This is a genomic window from Mesorhizobium sp. CA7, assembly GCF_020165015.1.
Lineage (GTDB): Bacteria > Pseudomonadota > Alphaproteobacteria > Rhizobiales > Rhizobiaceae > Mesorhizobium.
Genome location: NZ_JAIUHH010000001.1, coordinates 247,663 through 270,636, shown reverse-complemented (window position 1 = coordinate 270,636; position 22,974 = coordinate 247,663). Strand labels below are relative to the sequence as shown.

The 22,974-nt window shown below is 63.4% G+C and carries 18 protein-coding genes and 2 pseudogenes; 11 read left to right on the top strand and 9 right to left on the bottom strand.

Going from position 1 to position 22,974, the window contains the following annotated elements:
• Positions 1-119 precede the first annotated feature (119 nt).
• The 5 genes and pseudogenes from LB552_RS01255 to LB552_RS01240 all read left to right on the top strand — a co-directional run bounded on the left by LB552_RS01255 (position 120) and on the right by LB552_RS01240 (position 3,929).
• On the top strand, positions 120-992 hold the full coding sequence (locus LB552_RS01255; RefSeq protein ID WP_095765232.1) for an undecaprenyl-diphosphate phosphatase: 873 nt from the start codon (positions 120-122) through the stop codon (positions 990-992).
• Between the two features lie 46 nt (positions 993-1,038).
• A complete protein-coding gene (locus LB552_RS01250) occupies positions 1,039-1,824 on the top strand; it encodes a phosphodiester glycosidase family protein (RefSeq protein WP_224601359.1) in 786 nt (261 codons plus the stop codon).
• Between the two features lie 152 nt (positions 1,825-1,976).
• Positions 1,977-2,115 (top strand): annotated as a pseudogene (locus LB552_RS29820) (muramidase); the annotation flags it as partial.
• A gap of 131 nt (positions 2,116-2,246) precedes the next feature.
• Positions 2,247-3,116: pseudogene (locus LB552_RS01245) on the top strand (GH25 family lysozyme); the annotation flags it as partial.
• 330 nt (positions 3,117-3,446) lie between these two features.
• Positions 3,447-3,929, top strand: a complete 483-nt coding sequence (locus LB552_RS01240) for a DUF2314 domain-containing protein (RefSeq protein WP_224601355.1) — start codon at positions 3,447-3,449, stop codon at positions 3,927-3,929.
• A 400-nt stretch (positions 3,930-4,329) separates the two neighbouring features.
• Here LB552_RS01240 and LB552_RS01235 read toward each other — a convergent pair whose 3' ends face one another.
• The 5 genes from LB552_RS01235 to LB552_RS01215 all read right to left on the bottom strand — a co-directional run bounded on the left by LB552_RS01235 (position 4,330) and on the right by LB552_RS01215 (position 9,511).
• A complete protein-coding gene (locus LB552_RS01235; protein ID WP_224601354.1) occupies positions 4,330-4,701 on the bottom strand; it encodes a VOC family protein in 372 nt (123 codons plus the stop codon).
• 54 nt (positions 4,702-4,755) lie between these two features.
• Positions 4,756-5,205: a DUF4145 domain-containing protein gene (locus LB552_RS29815; RefSeq protein WP_095765236.1), complete on the bottom strand. Its 450-nt coding sequence runs from the start codon at positions 5,203-5,205 to the stop codon at positions 4,756-4,758.
• Between the two features lie 109 nt (positions 5,206-5,314).
• A complete protein-coding gene (locus LB552_RS01225; RefSeq protein WP_013532022.1) occupies positions 5,315-5,521 on the bottom strand; it encodes a type II toxin-antitoxin system HicB family antitoxin in 207 nt (68 codons plus the stop codon).
• Between the two features lie 4 nt (positions 5,522-5,525).
• The gene (locus LB552_RS01220) at positions 5,526-5,726 is read right to left on the bottom strand and encodes a type II toxin-antitoxin system HicA family toxin (protein ID WP_127863793.1); all 201 of its coding nucleotides are present in this window, start codon (positions 5,724-5,726) and stop codon (positions 5,526-5,528) included.
• Between the two features lie 8 nt (positions 5,727-5,734).
• Positions 5,735-9,511 carry a vitamin B12-dependent ribonucleotide reductase gene (locus tag LB552_RS01215; RefSeq protein ID WP_224601352.1) on the bottom strand — a complete coding sequence of 1,259 codons (3,777 nt, stop codon included), beginning with the start codon at positions 9,509-9,511 and terminating at the stop codon, positions 5,735-5,737.
• 711 nt (positions 9,512-10,222) lie between these two features.
• Here LB552_RS01215 and gltX point away from each other — a divergent pair.
• Complete coding sequence (gltX, locus tag LB552_RS01210; RefSeq protein ID WP_140841098.1) at positions 10,223-11,596, top strand: glutamate--tRNA ligase; 1,374 nt, start codon at positions 10,223-10,225, stop codon at positions 11,594-11,596.
• On the opposite strand, the gene LB552_RS01205 is transcribed toward gltX, so the two are convergent.
• From LB552_RS01205 to LB552_RS01195, 3 genes are all read right to left on the bottom strand, one after another.
• Positions 11,514-12,737 carry a DUF2865 domain-containing protein gene (locus LB552_RS01205; protein WP_411965316.1) on the bottom strand — a complete coding sequence of 408 codons (1,224 nt, stop codon included), beginning with the start codon at positions 12,735-12,737 and terminating at the stop codon, positions 11,514-11,516. The genes gltX and LB552_RS01205 overlap by 83 nt on opposite strands.
• A 198-nt stretch (positions 12,738-12,935) precedes the next feature.
• Entirely contained in the window at positions 12,936-15,260 is a 2,325-nt protein-coding gene (locus LB552_RS01200; RefSeq protein ID WP_224601350.1) for an NADP-dependent malic enzyme, read from the bottom strand.
• A 162-nt stretch (positions 15,261-15,422) separates the two neighbouring features.
• On the bottom strand, positions 15,423-16,202 hold the full coding sequence (locus LB552_RS01195) for an SDR family oxidoreductase (RefSeq protein ID WP_224601349.1): 780 nt from the start codon (positions 16,200-16,202) through the stop codon (positions 15,423-15,425).
• A gap of 121 nt (positions 16,203-16,323) precedes the next feature.
• Between LB552_RS01195 and LB552_RS01190 the strand changes: the two genes are divergently transcribed.
• On the top strand, positions 16,324-17,154 hold the full coding sequence (locus LB552_RS01190) for a UDP-2,3-diacylglucosamine diphosphatase (RefSeq protein WP_095765242.1): 831 nt from the start codon (positions 16,324-16,326) through the stop codon (positions 17,152-17,154).
• Positions 17,155-17,339: 185 nt separating this feature from the next.
• Positions 17,340-18,554, top strand: a complete 1,215-nt coding sequence (locus LB552_RS01185) for an MFS transporter (protein ID WP_140627659.1) — start codon at positions 17,340-17,342, stop codon at positions 18,552-18,554.
• Here LB552_RS01185 and dgcA read toward each other — a convergent pair.
• Positions 18,525-19,508 (bottom strand): N-acetyl-D-Glu racemase DgcA, encoded by a 984-nt coding sequence (dgcA, locus tag LB552_RS01180; RefSeq protein WP_224601347.1) that lies wholly within the window; start codon positions 19,506-19,508, stop codon positions 18,525-18,527. The two genes, LB552_RS01185 and dgcA, sit on opposite strands and share 30 nt — an antisense overlap.
• Positions 19,509-19,585: 77 nt before the next feature.
• On the opposite strand from dgcA, the gene LB552_RS01175 reads away from it, so the two are divergent.
• Genes LB552_RS01175 through LB552_RS01165 form a run of 3 tightly spaced genes read left to right on the top strand, consistent with a single transcriptional unit; the run spans position 19,586 to position 22,972 of the window.
• Positions 19,586-20,770 carry an ABC transporter permease gene (locus LB552_RS01175; RefSeq protein ID WP_224532047.1) on the top strand — a complete coding sequence of 395 codons (1,185 nt, stop codon included), beginning with the start codon at positions 19,586-19,588 and terminating at the stop codon, positions 20,768-20,770.
• 1 nt (position 20,771) lies between these two features.
• A complete protein-coding gene (locus LB552_RS01170) occupies positions 20,772-21,584 on the top strand; it encodes an ABC transporter ATP-binding protein (protein WP_140694926.1) in 813 nt (270 codons plus the stop codon).
• Between the two features lie 14 nt (positions 21,585-21,598).
• Positions 21,599-22,972 (top strand): MCE family protein, encoded by a 1,374-nt coding sequence (locus LB552_RS01165; protein ID WP_224601345.1) that lies wholly within the window; start codon positions 21,599-21,601, stop codon positions 22,970-22,972.
• Positions 22,973-22,974 lie beyond the last annotated feature (2 nt).

The window sequence follows — 22,974 nt, the reverse complement described above, 5'->3', positions numbered from 1 at the left end:
CTTACAAATCCGTGAGTTGGAATCACGCTATCGTGAGGCTAAGCCTGTCCTCCAGGCTTTTCGAATGACGATTCACTTTTTGCCCCCAAGAACGATTGGGGCACGGGGAAAGGACCGGGATGACAGACGTCTGCACGCAAGGGTTGGATACCGGCTTTGTCGGCCTGGGTTATGCCAAGGTGGCATTTCTCGGCATCGTGCAAGGCATCACCGAATTGCTGCCGATTTCGTCCACGGCGCATATGCGCATCGTGCCGGCCGTGCTCGGCTGGCAGGACCCCGGCTCGGCCTTCTCGGCCGCTATGCAGCTGGCGGCGTTGGCGGCGGTGGTCAGCTATTTCTGGAGCGATGTCAGGGACGTGCTGTTCGGTTCGGTTGCGGCGATCTCGCGGCGCAATTTCGGCGACCGCTATTTCCGCCTGGCGATCAGCATCGTGCTTGCCACCGTCCCGATCGTCATTGTGGGCCTCGCGCTTTCCGGCGTGCTCAACGCCTGCAACTCGCCGCTGCGGGGGCTCGCCGTCATCGGCTGGGCCTGTATCGCCATGGCGATCCTTTTGGCGCTCGCCGAGATCTTCGCCAGCCACAAGCTGATGCTGCGCCAGGCATCGATCCTCGACGCGCTGCTTGTGGGCGTCGCCCAGGTCGGCGCGCTTATTCCCGGCGTTTCGCGCTCGGGCTCGACGCTGACGGCGGCGATGGGGCTGGGTTTCGCCCGGCCGGAGGCGGCGCGCCTTTCCTTCCTGCTCGGCCTGCCGGCCATCGCACTGGCCGGCCTCAAGGAGCTCTATGAACTGCACAAGGTGCATCTCGATGGGCATGGTTGGTCGATCCTGGCCGTCGGCCTTGTCGTCGCCTCGATCTCGGCTTTCTTCGCGATCTGGGGGCTGATGCGCGTGCTCGAGCGCTTCTCCGCCTGGCCGTTCGTCATCTATCGCGGCCTGCTCGGCGTGGTGCTGCTGATCGGCGTCGCGACCGGCTGGCTTATCTAGAGGTCTCGGCCCACTGCGCTATAGACGCCGACGCCCGGGTGCGCTGATGGATCTTGGGACTCTGCTGCAATCCGTGCCATTGCTTGCGACGCTGGTGAAATCGGCGGCGCCGGCGGCAATTGGCGCCGGCATAGGCCTCGGCCAATGGCTGGCGGCGCTGCCGCCCTGCCGCAACCAGGTTTTTGAGAGCGCGACCTATCTGGTCTGCGAAGCCGACCCGAAGCATTTTTCCATCGAGCTGTTCTGGAAGAACAAGGACGGCGATCTCTACCGATCGCTGCACAATCTGCGAAGCGCGCAGCAGGCGACGGGGCGCACCATGCTCTTCGGCATCAATGCCGGCATGTATCATCCCAACCTCGCGCCGGTCGGCCTCTATGTCGAGCGCGGCAAGCAGGTCACGCCAGCCAGGACCGGATCGGGCACCGGCAATTTCTCCATGCAGCCCAACGGCATCTTCTATATCAGCGCCGGCAAGGCCGGGGTTCGCGCGACCAAGGATTATCTGAAGCGCCCGCCGCTCGTCGACTACGCCACGCAATCCGGGCCGATGCTGGTCATCGACGGCAAGCTGCATCCGAAATTCCGTTACGACGGCACCTCGCGCAAGATCCGCGATGGCGTGGGCGTGCGCGCCGACGGGGTCGCGGTCTTCGCGATCTCGAATGATGTCGTGACTTTCCACGAATTCGCGCGGCTGTTCCGCGACCGGCTTGGCTGCCCGAACGCGCTCTTCCTCGATGGCTCGATCTCGAGCCTCTATGCGCCCGGGATCGGCCGCAACGACGATTTCTGGAATCTGGGGCCGATGATCGGCGTGTTCAGGCGCTAGCCAAGAAGCTCGCTTCGGCGCCATCCCGAATCATCCGCTCGCGCCAAAAGTAAATTTTGATTCAAACTTTGTTGGTAATTTCTCATTAGGAATGGCGTTTCCGGCGGCGCTGTTCCTGCCTTCGGTCTGTGTTGTTTTGCGTACAGGTCAAGATGCGGATTTTTGGCGTCGTCAGTTTCGTGCTCGCATCGCTTTGCCTCGCCGGCTGCTCGTCTACGTCCGGCGTCGATGCTTTGCAGATGCCGTCCAACGAGACGACGAGCTCGGTCGTGCGGCCAAGCGCGCCGGTGTCGAAGGGCGCGAGGACAGCCGTCGCCGAAAGAACCGTCGAGACCGCATCGATGTCGGGCGCCGCGCGCATCAAGCCGCCGGTGCCGTTGCTCGACGAAAACAATGTGATCCCCGACGACGAGAACGCTCGCCCCGGCGACGAGAACTCGCGCCCATTCGGCCTTGCCGAGGAGGAGACGGTGAACTTCCCGGCGGCCGATCTGCCGGAGAGTGTCGAGCCGCCGGTGCAGGAGGCAGCACTCGTCTCGCTGCCGAAGCGGCTGTCGCGCGCCGCGCCCGCGATGCTCGCCGGTCCGGTCACCCGCTATGCGTTCCGCGACGCCAAGCCGATCAATTTCGGCCGTTCCTCGCCGCGCCACCTTGCCGTTCACGGCGTCGACGTCTCGCGCTGGCAGGGCAACGTCAATTGGGGAAAGCTGCGCGCCCAGGGCGCCAACTTCGCCTATATCAAGGCGACCGATGGCGGCGACCATCTCGACCCGATGTTCATGAAGAACTGGCGCAACGCCGATGCCGCCGGGCTGAAGCGGGGCGCCTATCACTTCTTCTACTGGTGCCGCACCGCCGGCGAGCAGGCCGACTGGTTCATCCGCAACGTGCCGAAGGTCGACGGCGCGCTGCCGCCGGTCATCGACGTCGAGTGGAACGGCGAGTCTTCCTGCAAGCGGCGGCCTTCGCGTGAAAAGGTGCTGGAGAAAATGCAGGTGTTCATGGACAGGCTGGAGCGCCACTACGGCCAGCGGCCCATCATCTACACCAGCCCCGATTTCTATCGCGACAACCTGCGCGGCGCCTTCCAAGACTACCCATTCTGGCTGCGCGCCGTGGCCGCGCACCCGTCAAAGGTTTATCCGGGCCGCAGGTGGCTGTTCTGGCAGTATTCCGGCTCCGGCCTGTCGCATGGCGTCAGCGGCCGCATCGACCTCAACGTCTTCCACGGCGACGAGCGCCAATGGCGCGCCTGGCTGGGCGGCGGGCAGATGGTGGCCGACGCGGATTGAGGCGGAGTTTTCCCTTCTCCCCTTGCGGGAGAAGGTGGCCGCGAAGCGGCCGGATGAGGGTGCTCCAGCTTGATGCAGACCTTCGCAAACGACTGATGATCGCCAGCATCTCACTCCGCTGGAACCTCCTCATCCGTCTCGGCGCTGCGCGCCGACCCGCATTCTCCCATAAGGGGAGGAGGGGAAGCACCGGCGCCTCACGCGCGGGCGTCGGCCGGTGAGGTCGATGGCAATTTCGGCATTTCGCTAACCATGCGCTCACTCTGTCTCTTAGAGGTGCGGCAACAGGCTTCCGGTAATGTGTCCGTGATCGCATTTCGGAGAGGTTCGATGCGCAAACTGATTGTTACTGCCGCTTTGGTAGCCGCTGTCGGCTACGGATTTTTCAATTCGCACATGCAGGGCAGCGAGCCCAAGGACAATGTGGTCGCCTACTCCACCACCGACGCGGCGATGCAGGGCGCCAAGGCCAAGGGCCATTCGACGCTGCCGCGCTTCCATGAACTGATAGCCGCACGCACGCCTGGCACCTACACCGTGAAATTTCCGCTGACCCAGAACGGCGCCACCGAGCATATCTGGATGCAGCTTGTGGCTTTCAGCGACGGCCGCTTCGTCGGCCTGCTGGCCGACAAGCCGGTCAATGGCAACCAGTACAAGATGGGCGATCGCATGACGGTGGCCGAGGCCGACGTCGAGGACTGGATGATCCGCAACGGCGGCGACGTCTATGGCGGCTACACGGTGCGCCAGGCGCTGGCGGATATGCCGAAGGAACAGGCGGCGAAATACGGGATCGCGTTCAAGGATTGAGCGCTCTTCTCCTTCTCCCCCTGGGGGAGAAGGTGGCCGCGAAGCGGTCGGATGAGGGGTGTTCCAGCTTGATGGACACCTTGCCGGTTGGGGGCGCCGCAGCAAGATCGCCAGCCTCTCACTCCGCTGGAACACCCCTCATCCGTCTCGGCGCTGTCGCGCCGATCCACCTTCTCCCACAAGGGGAGAAGGAGAGGGCGCTCATGCCTCGGCCCCGCGCGGTCGTCATTCTCGGGCTTGACCCGAGAATCCATGCCGAGACCTCGGCGAAGTGTGCAAACGGAGCAGAATTCTGAACCGTTGCAACGCGTCGATGTAACGGAATGGATTCCAGGGTCTGCGCGCGTCGCTTCGCTCCTTGCTCCGCCCTGGAATGACGAAGTGGAGGGTTTGCCGCCACCTACCCCTCGTTGATCATCGCTTCGATGTTATAGCCGTCGGGATCGAGCACGAAGCAGGCGTAGTAATGCTCAGCATAATCCGGACGCGGCCCGGGCGCGCCGTTGTCCGCCGCGCCAGCATCGAGCGCCGCCCGATAGAACGCATCGACCTCTGCCTTGCTCTTCATCCGGAAGGCGACATGCAGATGGGTGAGCGGCGGCGTTTCGCCCGTGCTCTGGATCTCGAACAGGCTGCCATTGCCGACATCAAAGGCCCAGAACACGCCGTTTTTGCCGAAGGAGAGGCTGTAGCCCAACGGCGCAAAAGCCTTTTCGTAGAAGAGCTTGCTCTTGTCGAGGTTGCTGACTTCGATGGTGATGTGGTCGATCATGGTAGGGCGGAACACTCGGCGGTCATGGTGGCGGTCGGCCTGCGCCGCGGTTCGTCAGGGACGGTGCAGTCTCATCAATCTGCCTTGTAGCTCCATTGTGCGCGTCTCAAAGGCCTCAGGTTTTTCATAAAAAAAGTCGAATAATTCCTCGATCATTTCTAGACACCAATGAGCGTCTTCATATTCGACTTCGAAGGACCGAAGTCCGTTGCTCGTCATGAAAGGGTGTGCTGCAAGATTGCCAATGCACCTGATCATATCGGCATAGGCTGTATAAGTTCCCGCCATTCCCCCTGGGCGATCGGTTTTGGTAGCTGACCTAATCTGTTTGGCTAGACTTCTTTGGGTGTGACCAAGCGACAGCAATAGGTCTTCAAGGCAGCGTCTTGAAATGACAGCCGAGCCAGCTGGGCTGACAGGAAGAATCTTGCATGCGTCCTCATATGTGCGCCAAACGTCATGGGGGACATAGAGAAAATCTCTTGGGGTATATGAGTAATCCAAACTAAGATTGACCTTAAGGGTAAGCGAGCAAGGCCCCGATTTCCGAAAAGCTAATCTTGCCTGGCTTGTGGCATGTTATGCCTCTACCCTAATGCCGTGGCGCCAGACGCTACGCCTCTACATACTCCGCCAGGCTGACGCCTTTCGGCACATCCAGCCCGTCCGCACGTAAGCCTTCGATGTGGAAGCGGATCGCATCACGGATTTCGGTTTCCACCTCAGCTACCGTCGCTCCGGTGGCGATGCAGCCTGGCAGGTCGGGCACATATGCAGAAAAGTTATTTCCGGCTTTTTCGATCACCACGGCGTAGCGCATACCATCACTCCTTCAGGCCGGACTGCTTGAGGATGCTGTTCAACGTTCCTGGTGCAACCTCTTCAGACGGCTTGCCGGCCACGGTGACGCGGCCGGCTTTGGTCTTATGCTTATATTGGCGATGGCTGCCTTTGGTTGCAACCAAATACCAGCCGTCGGCCTCCAGCATGCGAATAACTTCGCGGACTGTAAGCCGAGGCGGCATCTAGCTTCTCAGCTGCATCCGCTCGTGCTTCCACACGTGTCGCACTTCTCGCAGGTGCCGTTCCGCACCATGGTGAAGTTGTGACACTCGGAGCATTCGTTGCCGGTGTAGCCCTGGAGCAGCGACTGCTGGCGCCTGGTCGCGGCGAGCTTTTTCGCCTCGGCCGCCTCATTGGCGGCAGCGTCGGTGAACAGCGCCTCGGCGCCGCCGGCGGCTTCGACCTCTTCTTCCACCATATCCTCGGCCAGTTCCCGGGCGCGCTCTTCATAGTCGCGCTTGTAGGCGATGGCCTCGTCGCTTGCCGGCTTCAGCGCCAGTACGTTGGAGCCTGAGAAGGCGGTGGGCGCCGCGCGGGCAGGGGCGGTCGACGGCCCCGAGCCGCCGAAACCCTTCGGGTCAGAACCAGCAGCGGACACCAGCTTCACCGGCGAGGCGCCGCGATAGAGGCCCTTGGAGAAGGGCGTCGCCTTGCCTTCGGTGATGCCGCGGCCGAGCGCGGTCTTGTCGAAGTCCGACTGGTCGACATGGGCGAGGTCGTGGCGGCCGAGATAGGAGACCGCGAGCTCGCGGAACACATAGTCGAGGATCGACGTCGCGTTCTTGATCGCATCGTTGCCCTGCACCATGCCGGCCGGCTCGAATTTGGTGAAGGTGAAGGCCTCGACATATTCGTCGAGCGGCACGCCGTATTGCAGGCCGAGCGAGATGGCGATGGCGAAGTTGTTCATCATCGCGCGGAAGGCGGCGCCCTCCTTGTGCATGTCGATGAAGATCTCGCCCAGGCGACCGTCGTCGAACTCGCCGGTCCTGAGATACACCTTGTGGCCGCCGACGACGGCCTTCTGGGTGTAGCCCTTGCGGCGGTTCGGCAGTTTCTCGCGGTCGCGGTAGAGCCGCTCGATGACGCGCTCGACGATCTTTTCCGTCACCTGCACGGCGCGTTGCGCGGCGGGCGCCGCGATCAGCTGCTCGACCGCCTCGTCCTCGTCCTCGTCGTCATCGACGAGCAGCGAGGCATTGAGCGGCTGCGACAGCTTCGAGCCGTCGCGGTAGAGCGCGTTGGCCTTCAGCGCCAGCTTCCAGGACAGCATGTAGGCGTTCTTGGCGTCCTCGACCGTCGCCTCGTTCGGCATGTTGATGGTCTTGGAGATGGCGCCCGAGATGAAGGGCTGCGCTGCCGCCATCATCAGGATGTGGCTGTTGATCGAGAGCGAGCGCTTGCCGATCTTGCCGCAGGGGCTGGCGCAATCGAACACCGGCAGATGCTCGGCCTTGAGGAAGGGCGCGCCTTCCAAGGTCATCGCACCGCAGACATGGATGTTGGCGGCGTCGATGTCCTTCTTCGAGAAGCCGAGAGCCGGCAGCATCTCGAAGGAGATGTCGCCGAGCTGCTCGTCGGTGAAGCCAAGCGTCTCCTTCACCCAGTCGGCGCCGAGCGTCCACTGGTTGAACACGAATTTGATGTCGAAGGCCGACTTCAGCGCCGCATTCAGCGCCGCGATCTTCTCATCGCTAAAACCCTTGGCCTTCAGCGAGGAGGGGTTGATGCCGGGCGCCTGGTTGAGGTTGCCGTGGCCGACCGCATAGGCCTCGATCTCGGCGATCTGGCTCTCGGAATAGCCCAGCGTGCGCAGCGCTTCCGGCACGGCGCGGTTGATGATCTTGAAATAGCCGCCGCCGGCGAGCTTCTTGAACTTCACCAGCGCGAAGTCGGGCTCGATGCCGGTTGTGTCGCAATCCATGACGAGGCCGATCGTGCCGGTCGGCGCGATGACGGTTGCCTGCGCATTGCGGTAGCCATGCTCCTCGCCGAGCTCGATGGCGCGGTCCCAGGCGGCGCGGGCATGCTCGGCCAGCGCCTGCTGCTTGAGGTCTGATGCGACCAGCGGCACCGGGTTGACGGCGAGCTTCTCGTAGCCGTCCTTGTCGCCGTAAGCGGCGCGGCGGTGATTGCGCATGACGCGCAGCATGTTCTGGGCGTTGCGGTCATAGTCCGGGAAGGCGCCGAGCTCGGCGGCCATTTCGGCCGAGGTCGAGTAGGCGACGCCGGTCATGATGGCGGTGAGCGCGGCGCAGATGGCGCGGCCCTCGTCGGAGTCGTAGGGAATGCCCGAGGTCATCAGCAGGCCGCCGATATTGGCGTAGCCGAGGCCGAGCGTGCGGTATTCGTAAGAGAGCTTGGCGATCTCCTTGGACGGGAACTGCGCCATCATCACCGAGATTTCGAGCACGATGGTCCACAGCCGAACGGTATGCTCGTAAGCGGCGATGTCGATCGTGCCGTCTTCGCGGCGGTAGGGCAAAAGGTTGATCGAGGCGAGATTGCAGGCCGTGTCGTCGAGGAACATGTATTCCGAGCACGGGTTGGAAGCCCGGATCGCACCGGCGGAGGCGCAGGTGTGCCAGTCGTTCATCGTCGTATTGAAGTGCAGGCCCGGATCGGCGGAAGCCCAGGCGGCGTAGCCGATCTTTTCCCACAGGTCGCGCGCCTTCAGCGTCTTCAGCACCTTGCCGTCCTTGCGGGCGGTGAGCTGCCAGTCGCCATCGGCCTCGACGGCGCGCAGGAAATTGTCCTTCAGCGACACCGAATTGTTGGAGTTCTGGCCGGAGACGGTGAGATAGGCGTCCGAATCCCAGTCGGTGTCGTAGGTCTTGAACGACATCGAGGTGTAGCCCTGGCGGGCGAACTGGATGACGCGGTAGATATAGTTCTCCGGCACGGCGTCCTTCTTGGCCGCCTTGATCTCGCGCTTCAGCGCGGTGTTCAGCGCGGGGTCGAAGCAGTCGTCGCCATGGCCTTCGCAATTGACGCAGGCCTTCATGATGGCTTCGAGATGCTTCTTGACGATCTTGGAACCGGTCACCAGCGAGGCGACCTTCTGCTCCTCATTGACCTTCCAGTCGATGAAGTCCTCGATATCCGGGTGGTCAGCGTCGACGATGACCATTTTCGCCGCGCGGCGCGTCGTGCCGCCCGACTTGATGGCGCCCGCCGCGCGGTCGCCGATCTTGAGGAAGCTCATCAGGCCGGACGAGCGACCGCCGCCGGAAAGTTTTTCGCCCTCACCGCGCAGCATCGAGAAGTTCGAGCCGGTGCCGGAGCCGTATTTGAAAAGGCGCGCCTCGCGCACCCACAGGTCCATGATGCCGCCCTCGTTGACGAGGTCGTCCTGCACGCCCTGGATGAAGCAGGCATGCGGCTGCGGGTGCTCGTAGGAGGACTTCGACTTGGTCAGCTTGCCGGTGAAGGGGTCGACATAGAAGTGGCCCTGGCTCGGGCCGTCAATGCCATAGGCCCAGTGCAGGCCGGTGTTGAACCATTGCGGCGAGTTCGGCGCGACGCGCTGGGTGGCGAGCATATAGGCGAGCTCGTCGCGGAAGGCGCGCGCGTCATCCTCGGATTTGAAGTAGCCGCCCTTGTATCCCCAATAGGTCCATGTGCCGGCGAGGCGATCGAAAACCTGGCGGGCGTCGGTTTCCGAACCATAGCGCTCGGCCTCGGGCAGCTTGGCGAGCTCGGCCTCGTCGGCAACCGAACGCCACAGAAAGGAGGGAACGTCATTCTCCTCGACCTTCTTCAGGCGCGCCGGCACGCCGGCCTTGCGGAAATACTTTTGGGCCAGGATGTCGGCTGCGACCTGGCTGAACTGCGCCGGCACATCGATGTTGTCGAGGCGGAACACCACCGAGCCGTCGGGATTCTTGATCTCCGACAAAGCCTTGCGGAATTCGATCTCCGCATAGGCGGACTGATCTGGCTTGGTGAAGCGACGCTCGATGCGCATTGGTCCCGTTCCTTTGTGTCTATATATAGCGCCTTTCCCAAGGGATTGCTGCCCCACATGGCGAAAAGCGCAGTCCGCCGTTTGCCGGCATCGCGGGCGACGCCGACACTCTCCTCGTCGCGGGCGCTGCCATGCAGACAAGCAAACGCCTTTCCAGGCGCTTACCCAGGTTGCCGGCCGACCCGCGGGTCCCTCGAACTGAAACTTTTGTCGATTCCCTCCGTGGAGGGAGGTTCACACTATCTAGCGTCGAGCCTGCCTGCAAACACTAAATATAGTGTTAACAGAACATTTTTTCCAGGCCGACAATTCTCCCTTTCGCCCACCCAAGCCCTAACGATCCCAACGCTTCCGCCGGCCTCGTGAACAGGCGGAAATCCGGGCAAAACGCACAAAATCCGGGAAAAAAGACCGGCCTCAGAACTCTCCGGTCGCGCCCGCTACAGGAGCGCATGGCCTATAAAAAGCGACTCGTTCCAACCCGTCAAGGATTCGTTTGCGTAGCTTTTATGACCCCAACATCTTGTGTGTCACATATGTGGATAACGGGGACATAAGAAGCCCGGCTTTGCAGGCGCTTGACGCGGCGACCGGCCAGGCCGGAAGCCGTGTCGGGCCGATGGCTTTTCATTTTAGCTGGCTTGCACTATCTGTTGCGTTCGCGCGGGGGCGCGCCTTGTCAACACCAAAAGCATCCGCTACGCCCCGCTCATGACAGTTACCGTACGTTTTGCCCCATCGCCGACCGGCCGCATCCATATCGGCAATGCGCGCACCGCGCTGTTCAACTGGCTTTTCGCCATGAACAACAAGGGTCGTTTCATACAGCGTTTCGACGACACCGACATTGCCCGCTCGACGCAGGAATACGCCGATTCCATCCTTTACGACCTGCATTGGCTGGGCATCTTCCCGGATGTCACCGAATACCAGTCGCGCCGCTTCGAGATTTATGACGCGGCGGTCGAGCGGCTGAAGGCGGCGCGGGTGCTTTATGCCTGCTACGAGACGCCGGAAGAGCTCGACCTGCGCCGCAAGGTGCGCCGCACGCGCGGCCTGCCGCCGGTCTATGGCCGCGAGGCGCTGACGCTGACGCCGGAGCAGGTGGCCGAGTACCAGTCGGATGGCCGCCGGCCGCATTGGCGCTTCCTGCTGCCCAATTACACCAACGACCCGCTGCAGCCGGAGCGCACCGAGGTGCGCTGGAACGACCTGGTGCGCGGCGAGGAGACGGTCGACCTCGCCTCGCTGTCGGATCCTGTCCTGGTGCGAGAGGACGGCACCTATCTCTACACGCTGCCCTCGGTGGTCGACGATATCGAGATGGGTGTGAGCCATGTCATCCGCGGCGACGACCATGTCACCAACACCGGCGTGCAGATCGCCATCTTCAAGGCGCTGGGCGCCGAGCCGCCGGTCTTCGGCCACCACAATTTGCTCACCACCGTGTCGGGCGAGGGGTTGTCGAAGCGCACCGGTGCGCTGTCGATCGAAAGCCTGCGCGAGGACGGCATCGAGCCGATGGCCGTCGCTTCGCTGGCGGTGCTTGTCGGCACGTCGGAAAATGTCACCGCCGCGCATGATCTCAACGAGCTCGCCGGCCATTTTGACCCGGCTGCGACGTCCAAGTCCGCCTCCAAATTCGACCCGGACGAGCTCTTCGTGCTCAACCGCACGCTGATGCATCGCATGTCGTTCGAGGAAGCGCGCGACCGGCTGATGGTGCTGGGCATTTCCGGCGACAAGGCCGAGCCGTTCTGGATGGCGGTGCGCGGCAATCTCGACCGCCTGTCGGACGCGGTCGCTTGGTGGCGTATCCTGAGCGAGGGTCCGCAGGAGCCGGCGGAATTTTCCGGCGAAGACCGCGATTTCCTCAATCAGGCGTTCGACGTTCTCCCCGAGGAGCCGTGGAACGGCACGGTGTGGAAGGACTGGACCGGCAAGATCAAGGAAGCCACCGGGCGCAAGGGCAAGCCGTTGTTCATGCCGCTGAGGCTGGCCCTTACCGGGCGGACTTCGGGGCCGGAGCTTTCAGATCTATTGCCGCTGATGGGTCGGGAAGGAACGCTGGCCCGACGACCCTGACCTTGCGCTGATCGGGCGGCAGCGCCGAGACCGGCGACACCGGCACTTTGGTGGTCAGCCGCCTGATCGCATCAAGGTCGAGCCCGCCTTCGGCATTGGCGAGCGTTTCCGGATCGGCGCCCGGATCGGGCTTGGACGCCGGCATCGGTATGAAGCGCGCTGCCTCGCCGTTCGGCTGCGATTGTTCAGGATCAGGCGGGTTGCCGCCGATGATCGTGAAATTGCCGGCCTGCGCATTGCAGCCGCAGGTGGGCGGGCGCGAGTAATTGGCCTGTTTATAGAGATAGGCGGTCGGCAGCTCGCTGTAGGGTTGACCTGTCGCCGACGAGGTCATCGAGCCAGAATCGTCGTCCATTCCGCGCGAATAGAAGACCTGCATCTCGGTACCTGGGCAGCTCGACTCGCAATTCTTCTGGTCGCGCTCGAAGTCACCGATGGAAGCGGCATTCGACATCGGGAAGAAATAGCCGTCGCAGGTGCGCACGCACATCGTATGGAACTCGCCGCCCAGCCGGGGCAGGTCCATGCCGTCCGGCTGGTTGATGACGCGGCGAATGTTGCGCACGCTCGGATCATCGGGCGGCACGTCCGCCGAGTCCGGCATACCGGGAGCATCGGGCGTTTCGAGCTGCTGGTCCTGGCGGCCGAAAAGCTGCTCGAATAGATTGCCGCCGCCATTGTCGCGGGCCGCCTCCCGCAGCGGGGCGCGACCCGGTGCGATCTCGTCGCCGCGGCAGCCATTGGTATCGAGCGCCGCGAGGATGCGGCTGCGGTCGCGCCGCGCGCCGCCGGCGGCCAGCCGTTCGCGCTTGGCCTGCAAGGTGTAGAGGTTGGCGTTCATGCGCTCTATCGAGGCATTGATCGCGGCGCATTGGCTGACATTGCGCGAAAACAGCGTGAAGCCGCAGCCGGCATCGCTTGCCCGGCTGCGGGCCTTGGCAAGCTGCTCGCGCTGCCTGGCGATCGCGTCGTCATATTTGCGGACGAGACCCGGCCCTCCGCCGCCACCGCGCGTCGCGGCGAGTTCGGCTTCGAGTTGCCGGCATATGCGAGAGGCCGCCTGGGATTCAGCGAAGGCTACAGCTGAGCCTGCAAGCGCTGAAAGCAGCGTCGCAAGATGCATCAGCTTCAGCCCCTTCATTCGCCTGGAATCCCGATTGCCCGTGCCGGAAGGCTACCGCGTTCGTGGTTAACTGTTCGCTATGCGTTTCACCGTTTCACGGAAACGGCGAAACGCCCTATTTCTTTGTTTTACGCAATTCCAGACGGAAAACCGCTCACACTTTTCCTGGAATTGCTCTGTCTGCAACCCGGCACAATTGCGCTTTGTCGCGTCACGTCAGTTCAAGTCGACGAGCGCCTGCGCCTTATGCGCCGCCTCGACTACCGCAAGCGCGGTCATGTTGACGACGCCGCGCGAGGTTACGGACGGCGTCAATATGTGCGCGGGCTTGTCGGTGCCGAGCAGGATCGGCCCGACATGCAGCGCGTCCATCATGGCGCGCAGCGCCGTCAGCGTGATGTTGGCCGAATCGAGGTTCGGGAAGACCAGCAGATTGGCTTCGCCTTTCAGCCGCGAATGCGGGTAGACGCGCTGGCGCAGATGTTCTGAAAGAGCGGAGTCGGCATGCATCTCGCCATCGCACTGGAGTTCCGGGGCGATGCGAGCCAGGATCGCCGCGGCCTGGCGCATCTTCAGCGCGCCGGGTGAATCGCGTGAGCCGAAATCCGAATGCGACAGAAGCGCTGCCTTCGGCTCGATGCCGAAGCGCTGGATTTCCTCGGCCGCGAGCACAGTCATTTCGGCGATTTCTTCCGCTGTGGGATCGACCGAGACATGCGTGTCGGTGAGGAAGATGATGCCGCGCTGCGAGATCAGCATCGACAATGTCGACAGGTCGCGGTCCTTGATGCCGGCGCGAGGCCCGATGATCAGCGTGACGTTGCGCAGATGCCGCTCGAAGCGGCCTTCGAGCCCGCAAATCATGGCATCCGCGTCGCCGCGCTTCAGCGCAAGAGCGGCGATCACCGTATTGTTGGTGCGCACCATGGTGCGGGCGGCTTCCGTCGTGATGCCGCGGCGGCCGGCAAGCTCGATCAGGAGGTCGACATAGTGGCGGTAACGCGGATCGTCTTCCGGGTTTATCAGGCCGAAATCGACGCCCGGACGGATTCGCAGGCCGTAACGCTTCAGCCGGACCTCCACGACATGCGGACGGCCGATCAGGATCGGCTCGGCAATACCTTCCTCCAGCACCACCTGCGCGGCGCGCAGCACGCGCTCGTCCTCGCCGTCGGCATAGATGACACGCTTGGCGCTCGAGGTTTTGGCGGAGGAGAACACCGGCTTCATTACCAGGCCGGAGCGGAAGACGAAGCGGTTGAGCTTGTCGATATAGGCGGCGAAATCGGCGATCGGCCGCGTCGCGACGCCGGTGTCGCAGGCAGCCTTCGCCACCGCCGGCGCAATGCGCAGGATCAGGCGCGGATCGAAGGGCGAGGGGATCAGGAAATCGGGGCCGAACATCGGCGTCTCGCCGGAATAGGCGCGCGCCGCGACATCGGAAGGCTCCTCGCGGGCAAGGGCGGCGATCGCCCGCACGGCGGCCATCTTCATCTCCTCGTTGATGGCGCTGGCGCCGCAATCGAGCGCGCCGCGGAAGATGTAAGGAAAGCACAGCACATTGTTGACTTGGTTGGGAAAATCCGAGCGGCCGGTGCAGATCATGGCGTCCGGCCGGGCGGCGCGCGCCACCTCCGGCATGATCTCGGGATTAGGGTTGGCCAAGGCCAGGATCAGCGGTTTCGGCGCCATGTGCTGCAAAAGCTCCGGCTTCAGCACGCCGGCGGCGGAAAGGCCGAGAAAGACGTCGGCGCCGGAGATGACGTCGGCCAGCGTGCGCGCCTCGGTGTCCTTCACATAGGGATCTTTCCAGCGATCCATCTCTTCGACGCGACCCTTATGGGCGACGCCGAAACGGTCGGTGACCCAGATGTTTTCCACCTTGGCGCCGAGCGAGACCAAAAGGTTGAGGCAGGCGAGTGCTGCCGCACCCGCGCCGGACGTGACGATCTTGATGTCGGAAATCGCCTTGCCGGCCAATTCGAGCCCGTTGAGCACCGCGGCGGCGACGATGATCGCGGTGCCGTGCTGGTCGTCGTGGAAGACCGGGATGCCCATGCGGGCTTTCAGCCGCTCTTCGACCTCGAAACATTCAGGCGCCTTGATGTCCTCGAGGTTGATGCCGCCGAAGGTCGGCTCGAGCGCCGCCACCGTCTCGACCATCCGCTCGATCTCGGGCGCGTCGATCTCGATATCGAAGACGTCGATGCCGGCGAACTTTTTGAACAGCACCGCCTTGCCTTCCATGACCGGCTTCGAGGCGAGCGGACCGATATTGCCCAGCCCCAGCACGGCGGAGCCGTTGGAGACGACGCCGACGAGGTTGGCGCGGCCGGTGTAGTCGGCGGCGGTGGCTGGATCGTCGCGGATCTCGAGGCAGGGCGCCGCCACGCCCGGCGAATAGGCAAGCGCCAGGTCGCGCTGGTTGCCGAGCGGCTTCGTCGCCTGGATCTCGAGCTTTCCCGGCGTCGGGTGCTTGTGGAAGAAGAGGGCGGCCTCGTCGAGGTCCGACCGGGCCGTTTTCTTGTTCTCGCCGTCCATTGCGGCCCCTCCCTGCGATACTGGTTTGGAGCCTTTTAGCATGCGTCGACGATTTCGCGACGCCAAAATCTCGGACTCCGGCCTTCACAATGCCGGAGCGTAAATAATCAAACGATTCCAGTCGGTTGGCATGAAAGTTTCGGGCGGATGAATAGCGGCTCGTCAGAACGCGCTGACGTAGAGGCCGCCGTCGACCGGGATGTTCTGGCCGGTGAGATAGCCGGCATGGACCGAGCACAGGAAGGCGCAGATCTGGCCGAATTCCTCCGGCGTGCCGAGACGTTTTGCCGGCACGTCGGCGCTTATGCGGGCCTTGCGCGCGGCCGCCGCGGCTGGGTCTTCCGGAGTGCCGGCCTCATGCGGGCCGCGCAGCCGGTCGGTGTCGAGCTTGCCGGGCAGCAGGCTGTTGATGGTGACGTTGCGGTCGATGACCGTGCGCGCCACGCCGGCGAGGAACGAGGTCAGGCCGGCGCGAGCGCCGGACGACAGGTCGAGACCGGGGATCGGAACATAGACCGACAGCGAGGTGATGTTGACGATGCGGCCGAAGCCGCGCTTGGCCATGCCGTCGATCACCGCCTGGATGAGCTCAATCGGCGTGACCATGTTCTGCGTCACACCCTCGAGGATCTTGGTGCGGTCGAGCTCGCGAAAATCGCGCAGCGGCGGGCCGCCATTGTTGTTGACCAGAATGTCGGGATCGGGGCAGGCGGCGAGCATCGCTTTCTGCACCTCGAGCTTCGACACGTCGCCGGCAACTTCGATGACATCGACGCCGAACCGGTCGCGGATCTCCTTGGCGGTCTTGGCCACGAGTTCGGCGTTGCGGCCGTTGACGACGAGATCGACGCCGGCTTCGGCAAGCGCCATGGCGCAGCCTCGCCCCAGTCCCTTGCTCGAGGCGCAGACGATGGCCTTCTTGCCGCGAATGCCGAGATCCATGACGTTTTTCTCCTGATTGTGTCGCGCGCAAGCTAGCGCCTGAGCTGGACCAACCGCAACCGTCATACGGTTGTTGCATGAATCGGGGCATAGGCACGCGAAAGCAAAGGGTAAAATCGTGATGTCAGACCCAGAGCCCCGCACTTTCCGCGCCCTGTTCATTTCCGACGTGCATCTCGGCTCGAAAGCGGCCAAGGCCGATTTCCTGATCGACTTCCTGCGTCATCACGACGCCGAAATCATCTATCTGGTCGGCGATATCGTCGACGGCTGGCGGCTGCGGCGCAACTGGCACTGGCCGCAGAGCCACAACGACGTGGTGCAGAAGCTGCTGCGCAAGGCGCGCAAGGGAGCCTCGATCACCTATATCGCCGGCAATCACGACGAATTCGCCCGCCAGTTCCAGGGCGTGCATTTCGGCGGCATCGTCGTCGCCGACCGCGCCATCCACGAGACCGCCGACGGCCGGCGCCTGCTGGTCATCCATGGCGACCAGTTCGACACGGTGGTGCACAACCAGCGCTGGCTGGCCTATCTCGGCGACTATGCCTATGACGCGGCAATGCTGGTCAACCGTGTCGTGACCAAGCTGCGCCACCTGCTCGGCCTGCCTTACTGGTCGTTCTCGTCATGGGCCAAGGTCAAGGTGAAGAAGGCGGTGAACTTCATCGGCTCGTTCCAGACCGTGCTTTCGGAAGAGGCGCGGCGCTCGCATGTCGACGGCGTGATCTGCGGCCACATCCATCACGCCGCAATCGAGAACTACGGCGATGTGCAGTACATCAACACCGGCGACTGGGTGGAAAGCTGCACGGCGGTGGTCGAGCATTTCGACGGCCGCATGGAAATCCTGACCTGGGCGCATGTGTTGCCCGAGGTCTCGACCGGCAATGAAGCGCTGGTGCCGGTCGATATCATCGACCTCAAGGGCAGGGCGGCTCAGGCGGCTTGAGCCCGGCCGCCTTTCCCCGGCTCAGCCTGCTGCCTTCGCGCTGGCGCAGCGCTCGCTCGAAGGCCTCGTCCTTCAACAGCCTAGCTCTCGATCGATTGGTCCAGCCGGTTCCGTCGCGCTTTGCCGCATGTTAGGGATCGAGACACGTTGCATGGGAGTCGAATGCAGCGAAATTGGATCGATTCATGTCGCTGCCGCCGCTATCGCCCGAACAGCTTGTCAAGCCGAGCCATTTCGAACTGCGCATGAGCCTGATCTTCGCGACCTTGTTCGTCTCGCAAGGCACGCATCTGCCTTACTTTCCGCTCTGGCTGCAGGCGAAAGGTTTTCATGCCGAGCAGATTGCGGTCATCCTGGCCGCGCCGATGTTCCTGCGCGTGTTGACGACGCCGATGCTGACCGCGCTTGCCGACCGGGCCCGGGATCGCGCCGATGTCTATATCGCGGTGGTTGCGGCCTCCATGGTCATCTCTGCCGGCTATTTCCTGCCGGCCACCTATGCCGTCGTGCTCGCCGTGTCGCTGCTTTTGACGATCGTCTGGACGCCGCATTCGCCGATGGCCGATTCGCTGGCGCTTTCGGGCGTGCGCCGTTTCGGCTCGAACTACACGGCAATGCGCAAATGGGGGTCGATCTCGTATCTGTGCGCCAATGTCGTGGGCGGGTTCATCCTGGCGGCCACGGGTCCGCAGGCGGTCCCGGTCATCATCTTCATCGCGCTCGGCGCGGCCCTGGTCGCGGCGCTGTTGTCGCCGCGCATGGGGCGGCCGCGCAAGGCCTCGCCGCTTTCGGCGACCGAGATCCAGCACAAGGCGCCGAGCCTGTTCAATGCCTATTTCCTCTATTTCACGCTTGGCGTCGGCATCATCACCGCCAGCCATGCCTTCCTCTACGGCTTCGTCTCGATCTACTGGAAATCGATCGGAATCGGCGATTCCGTCGTTGGCCTGCTATGGGCCTGGGGCGTGGTGTCGGAAGTCTGCATGTTTCTGTTTTTCAATCGTATTTTTGCTTCCATCTCGGTCGCCAGGGTGATGGTGATCGCCGGCATCGGTTCGATCGTGCGCTGGATCGCCTTTCCGCTGGTCTGGCCGCTCGGCCTGGGCGTCGCCGGCTTCTTCGGCGTCCAGACGCTGCATTCGGTATCGGTGGCGATGGTGTTGATCGGCCTGCAGAAGATGATCGGCGAAACGGTCTCCGAGGAGCGCACGGGCGCCGCGCAAGGCATCGCCTATTTCTTCAACGGCTTCTTCATGGCGGCGGTGACGCTTGCTTCAGGCCCGCTCTATGACCGTTTGGGCGTCGACGGTTTCTGGGCGATGATCCCGATCGCGGTCGTCGGCATGGTGCTGATAGGCCTAGCTTCCCGTTCAGCCCCAAAGCACCCTGTCGGGAGGTGAAACCAGCGATCCCCGGTAGACGAGACCGGGCTCGCGATCTCGTGCCAGCAGCAGCGGACCGTCGAGGTCGACGAAGTCGGCGTCCTGCGCGAGCAGCACCGCCGGGGCCATGGCGAGCGAGGTGCCGACCATGCAGCCCACCATGATGCCGAAGCCGAGTTCGCGCGCGCGGTCGCGCAACTTCAACGCCTCGGTCAGGCCGCCGGATTTGTCGAGCTTGATGTTGACGGCGTCATAGAGCCCGGCCAGCGCATCGAGGTCCTTTGCCGCATGTACGCTTTCGTCGGCGCAGATCGGCACCGGATGCGCAATCCGGCGCAGGATGTCGTCTTTGCCCGCCGGCAGCGGCTGCTCGACGAGCGCGACGCCGTGCTGCGCGGCGAAGCTGAGGTTCGCCTCGACATTTTCGTCGGTCCAGCCCTCGTTGGCATCGAGGATGATGCGGCTTTCGGGAGCGGCTTCCGTCACCGCGCGGATCCTTGCCATGTCGCCGTCGCCGCCGATCTTGACCTTGAGCAGGGGACGCGCGGCATTGGCGCGCGCTTGCGCCGCCATGGCCTCCGGCTCGGCGAGCGACAGCGTGTAGGCGGTTTCCAGCGGCTTGGTCGGAAGGCCCCCGATTGCCGCTGCCACCGGCGTCCCGGTCAGCTTGGCTTCCAGGTCCCAAAGGGCGCAGTCGATGGCGTTTCGTGCGGCGCCGGCCGGCATGGCTGAGAGCAAGGCGGTCCGGTCGATGCCGGAGACGACCGGATCGCGCATGGCCTCGATGGCCGCGCGCACCCCCTCCATGGTCTCGCCGTAGCGCCTGTACGGCACGCACTCGCCGCGCCCGGAACGTCCCCCGTCAGCGATCGTTACGGTGATGACTTCGGCCTCGGTTTTGGATCCGCGTGAGATGGTGAAGGTGCCGGCGATCGGGAATCGCTCCATTTCGACCGAAATGACACGCGCCATAATTTTCTTCTCCGGCTGTGCGACACCGGTCTGCCGGCAAATCGACACGCCAGTCCGGTCACGCTAAACAGGACGCCATGTTGACCATCCGCAAACGCGACGCAAGCGGCGAGGCCAAGGACGCCGAGCACCGGCCTCGCATTGCCGTGGGCGAGGAAGGGGGCGTGCTGGGCTGCGCCTTTTCCGGCGTGTGGACGACGCGCACCGTGGCGCTGGTCGATGCCGACATGCGCAAGATCGAGCAGAGAAGCGGCGCAAAACAGCTGATGCTCGACCTTTCCCACATCGAAAAGATGGACACCGCCGGCGCATGGCTTATCGACCGGTTGGCCAGCGCCTTCGAGAAGAAAGGCGTCGAGGTCCATTTGCAGGGGCAGAGCGAGATCGCTTCGATCCTGCTCGGCGCGGTCGGCGATGCGGTTCGCCGGGAGCCCGAATCGGGTCCGTCCGGGCCGCCCAACATCATCCTGCGCGCGCTGGAGCTGGTTGGCCGGCGTGTCTATGAGATGCGCGACGATTTCTTCGCCTCCATGAACATTCTCGGCGCCACGATCCGCGGCGCACAGATGAAGCTCGGCCGCGGCCACGCGGTCAACCCGGCCGCGATCTTCAACCAGATCGATCGCATGGGCGTCGGCGCGATACCGGTGGTGGTGCTGATGTCGGCCATTGTCGGCGCCATTGTCGCCCAGCAGGGCGCCTACCAGCTCAGCTATTTCGGCGCCAACATCTTCGTCGTGGACCTCGTCGGCGTGCTGATCCTGCGCGAGCTCGGCGTGCTGATGACGGCGATCATGCTCGCCGGCCGTTCGGGCAGCGCCATCACCGCCGAGATCGGCTCGATGAAAATGCGCGAGGAGGTCGACGCGCTGAAGGTGATCGGCCTCAATCCGATCGGCGTGCTGGTCTTTCCGCGGCTCGTCGCGCTGGTGATCGGGCTGCCATGCCTCACGATCATCGCCAATTTTGCAGCGCTTGGCGGCGGCATCGTTGCCGCCTGGCTCTATTCCGATATCCCGCCGGCCGCGTTTATCGACAGGCTGCGCGTCGCCATCGACCTCAGCACCATCTTTGCCGGCCTGATCAAGGCGCCGTTCATGGCCCTCATCATCGGCATCATCGCGTCGGTCGAGGGCATGAAGGTCGGCGGCAGCGCCGAATCGCTCGGCCTGCACGTGACCGCGTCGGTGGTGAAGTCGATCTTCGTCGTCATCATCCTCGACGGGCTTTTCGCCATGTTCTACGCAGCGATCGGATTCTGAGATGGCGAACGGCAACGGCGCCACGGCGGCGCAGGACACGAATGACGACGAGATCGTGCTTTCGGTTCGCGATGTCACCGTCGCCATCGGCGACAAGGTGATCCTCGACAAGCTCTCGCTCGATATCAAGCGCGGGGAAATTCTTGGCTTCGTCGGCGCTTCGGGCGCCGGCAAGTCGGTGCTGTTGCGCACCATATTGGGGCTGATGCCGAAGCAATCGGGGACGATCAGCCTGTTCGGCGTCGACGTCGACAAGGCCAGCGACGCCGATCGCCTGCGCATCGACATGCGGCTTGGCGTTCTTTTCCAGCATGGCGCGCTGTTTTCAGCGCTGACGGTGATGGAAAACGTGCAGGTGCCGATGCGCGAATATCTCGACCTGCCCAAGGCGCTGATGGACGAACTGGCCTTGCTCAAGATCGAGCTGGTCGGATTGCCGCCCGACGCCGCGCTGAAATTCCCGTCCGAGCTGTCCGGCGGCATGATCAAGCGCGCGGCGCTGGCGCGCGCCCTAGCGCTCGATCCCGACATCGTCTTTCTCGACGAGCCGACCTCGGGGCTCGACCCGATCAGCGCCGCCGAGTTCGACGAGCTTGTCGTCAAGCTGCGCGACACGATGGATCTGACCGTCTACATGGTTACGCACGATCTCGACACGCTGTTCACCGCTTGCGATCACGTCGCGGTGCTCGGCAAGAAGAAGGTGCTGGTCGAAGGCACGATCGACGACATGCTGAAGAGCGACGAGCCGTGGGTGAAATCCTATTTCCGCGGAAAACGCGCCCGGCAACTTGATCTTGCGGCGCGCGCATAGCCATAAGTGGGGCGATGGAAACAAGAGCCAACTACATAATTGTCGGCATCTTCACGCTTGGCGCGATCCTGGCGGCCTTTGCCTTCGTCTATTGGACGGCCGCCATCGGCGACAGGGGCGAAACGGCGATGCTGCGCGTGCGCATCCCGGGCTCGGCCTCCGGCCTCAGCCGCGGCAGCCTTGTGCTGTTCAACGGCGTCAGGGTGGGTGACGTGAAGAACGTTTATATCGACGGCGACGATCCGACCGTCGCCATCGCCGACACCGAAATCGCCCGTTGGACGCCGATCACCAAATCGACGCAGGCCGATATCGGACTGACCGGCCTCAGCGGCCAGGCCAATATCGAGCTCAAGGGCGCCGATCCGAAGGAGACCAGGCTGCTCGACGAAGCGGAGAAGGAAGGCAAGGTCGCCGAAATCGTCGCCAATCCGTCCGCGGTCACCAACCTTTTGCAGACGGCGCAGAACATCTTTACCCGCGCTGACAAGGTGCTTGGCGAGCTCGAAGGCTTCACCAAGGACGTTCGCGGTCCGCTGACGCAGACGGTCAAGAACGTCGAGACCTTCTCGGACGCGCTGGCCAAGAATTCCGACGGCATCGACAAGTTCCTGTCGGCGGTGAGCTCGCTTTCGGATCAGCTGAAGAATGTCTCGGGCCGGCTCGACAGCACGCTGACGGCCGCCGAAGGCCTGCTCAATTCCGTCGACAAGGACCAGATCAAGAGCATCGTGGCCAATGTCGACACGGTGACGACGAACCTGAAAGAGACCTCGAAGCAGTTCGATACCGTCATCGACAACGTCAACACGGCGGTCGGCTCGATCAACGATTTCGCCAAGCAGACGCAAGGGACATTGGCCAAGGTCAACAGCGTGCTCGACGGCATCGATCCCGCCGACGTCAAGGCCGCTTTGGCCAACATCCAGAAGGCCAGCGCCAACGCCGACAAGGCGGCGTCCGACATCGCCAAGGTCACCGACAAGATCGCCAACCGTTCCGACGACATCAACGAGACGATCAAGGACGCCCGCCAGCTCGCGCAGCGGCTCAACGACGCTTCGGTGCGCGTCGACGGCATCCTGGTCAAGGTCGACAAGCTCCTCGGCTCCGGCGAGGCCAACGGCGTCATGGCCGATGCCAGGGCGACATTGAAATCCTTCAAGCAGGTGGCCGACACGCTGAACTCCCGCCTCGGCACAATCGTCGACAACCTGTCGCGCTTCTCCGGCCAGGGCCTGCAGAACGTCGAGGGGCTGGTGCAGGACAGCCGGCGCTCGATCAACCGCATCGAGGAAGCGGTGACCGATCTCAGCCGTAACCCGCAGCGCATTCTGTCCGGCGGCGCCGGCGAGGTCCGGCAATTCGATGGAAGGGCACGGCGTTGACT

Excerpts from the sequence above, each read along its gene's own strand:
- LB552_RS01255 (WP_095765232.1), top strand. The coding sequence starts at position 120 with ATGACAGACGTCTGCACGCAAGGGTTGGATACCGGCTTTGTCGGCCTG.
- LB552_RS01250 (WP_224601359.1), top strand. The coding sequence starts at position 1,039 with ATGGATCTTGGGACTCTGCTGCAATCCGTGCCATTGCTTGCGACGCTG.
- LB552_RS01240 (WP_224601355.1), top strand. The coding sequence starts at position 3,447 with ATGCGCAAACTGATTGTTACTGCCGCTTTGGTAGCCGCTGTCGGCTAC.
- LB552_RS01235 (WP_224601354.1), bottom strand. The coding sequence starts at position 4,701 with ATGATCGACCACATCACCATCGAAGTCAGCAACCTCGACAAGAGCAAG.
- LB552_RS01225 (WP_013532022.1), bottom strand. The coding sequence starts at position 5,521 with ATGCGCTACGCCGTGGTGATCGAAAAAGCCGGAAATAACTTTTCTGCA.
- LB552_RS01220 (WP_127863793.1), bottom strand. The coding sequence starts at position 5,726 with ATGCCGCCTCGGCTTACAGTCCGCGAAGTTATTCGCATGCTGGAGGCC.
- LB552_RS01215 (WP_224601352.1), bottom strand. The coding sequence starts at position 9,511 with ATGCGCATCGAGCGTCGCTTCACCAAGCCAGATCAGTCCGCCTATGCG.
- gltX (WP_140841098.1), top strand. The coding sequence starts at position 10,223 with ATGACAGTTACCGTACGTTTTGCCCCATCGCCGACCGGCCGCATCCAT.
- LB552_RS01205 (WP_411965316.1), bottom strand. The coding sequence starts at position 12,737 with ATGAAGGGGCTGAAGCTGATGCATCTTGCGACGCTGCTTTCAGCGCTT.
- LB552_RS01200 (WP_224601350.1), bottom strand. The coding sequence starts at position 15,260 with ATGGACGGCGAGAACAAGAAAACGGCCCGGTCGGACCTCGACGAGGCC.
- LB552_RS01195 (WP_224601349.1), bottom strand. The coding sequence starts at position 16,202 with ATGGATCTCGGCATTCGCGGCAAGAAGGCCATCGTCTGCGCCTCGAGC.
- LB552_RS01190 (WP_095765242.1), top strand. The coding sequence starts at position 16,324 with ATGTCAGACCCAGAGCCCCGCACTTTCCGCGCCCTGTTCATTTCCGAC.
- LB552_RS01185 (WP_140627659.1), top strand. The coding sequence starts at position 17,340 with ATGTCGCTGCCGCCGCTATCGCCCGAACAGCTTGTCAAGCCGAGCCAT.
- dgcA (WP_224601347.1), bottom strand. The coding sequence starts at position 19,508 with ATGGCGCGTGTCATTTCGGTCGAAATGGAGCGATTCCCGATCGCCGGC.
- LB552_RS01175 (WP_224532047.1), top strand. The coding sequence starts at position 19,586 with ATGTTGACCATCCGCAAACGCGACGCAAGCGGCGAGGCCAAGGACGCC.
- LB552_RS01170 (WP_140694926.1), top strand. The coding sequence starts at position 20,772 with ATGGCGAACGGCAACGGCGCCACGGCGGCGCAGGACACGAATGACGAC.
- LB552_RS01165 (WP_224601345.1), top strand. The coding sequence starts at position 21,599 with ATGGAAACAAGAGCCAACTACATAATTGTCGGCATCTTCACGCTTGGC.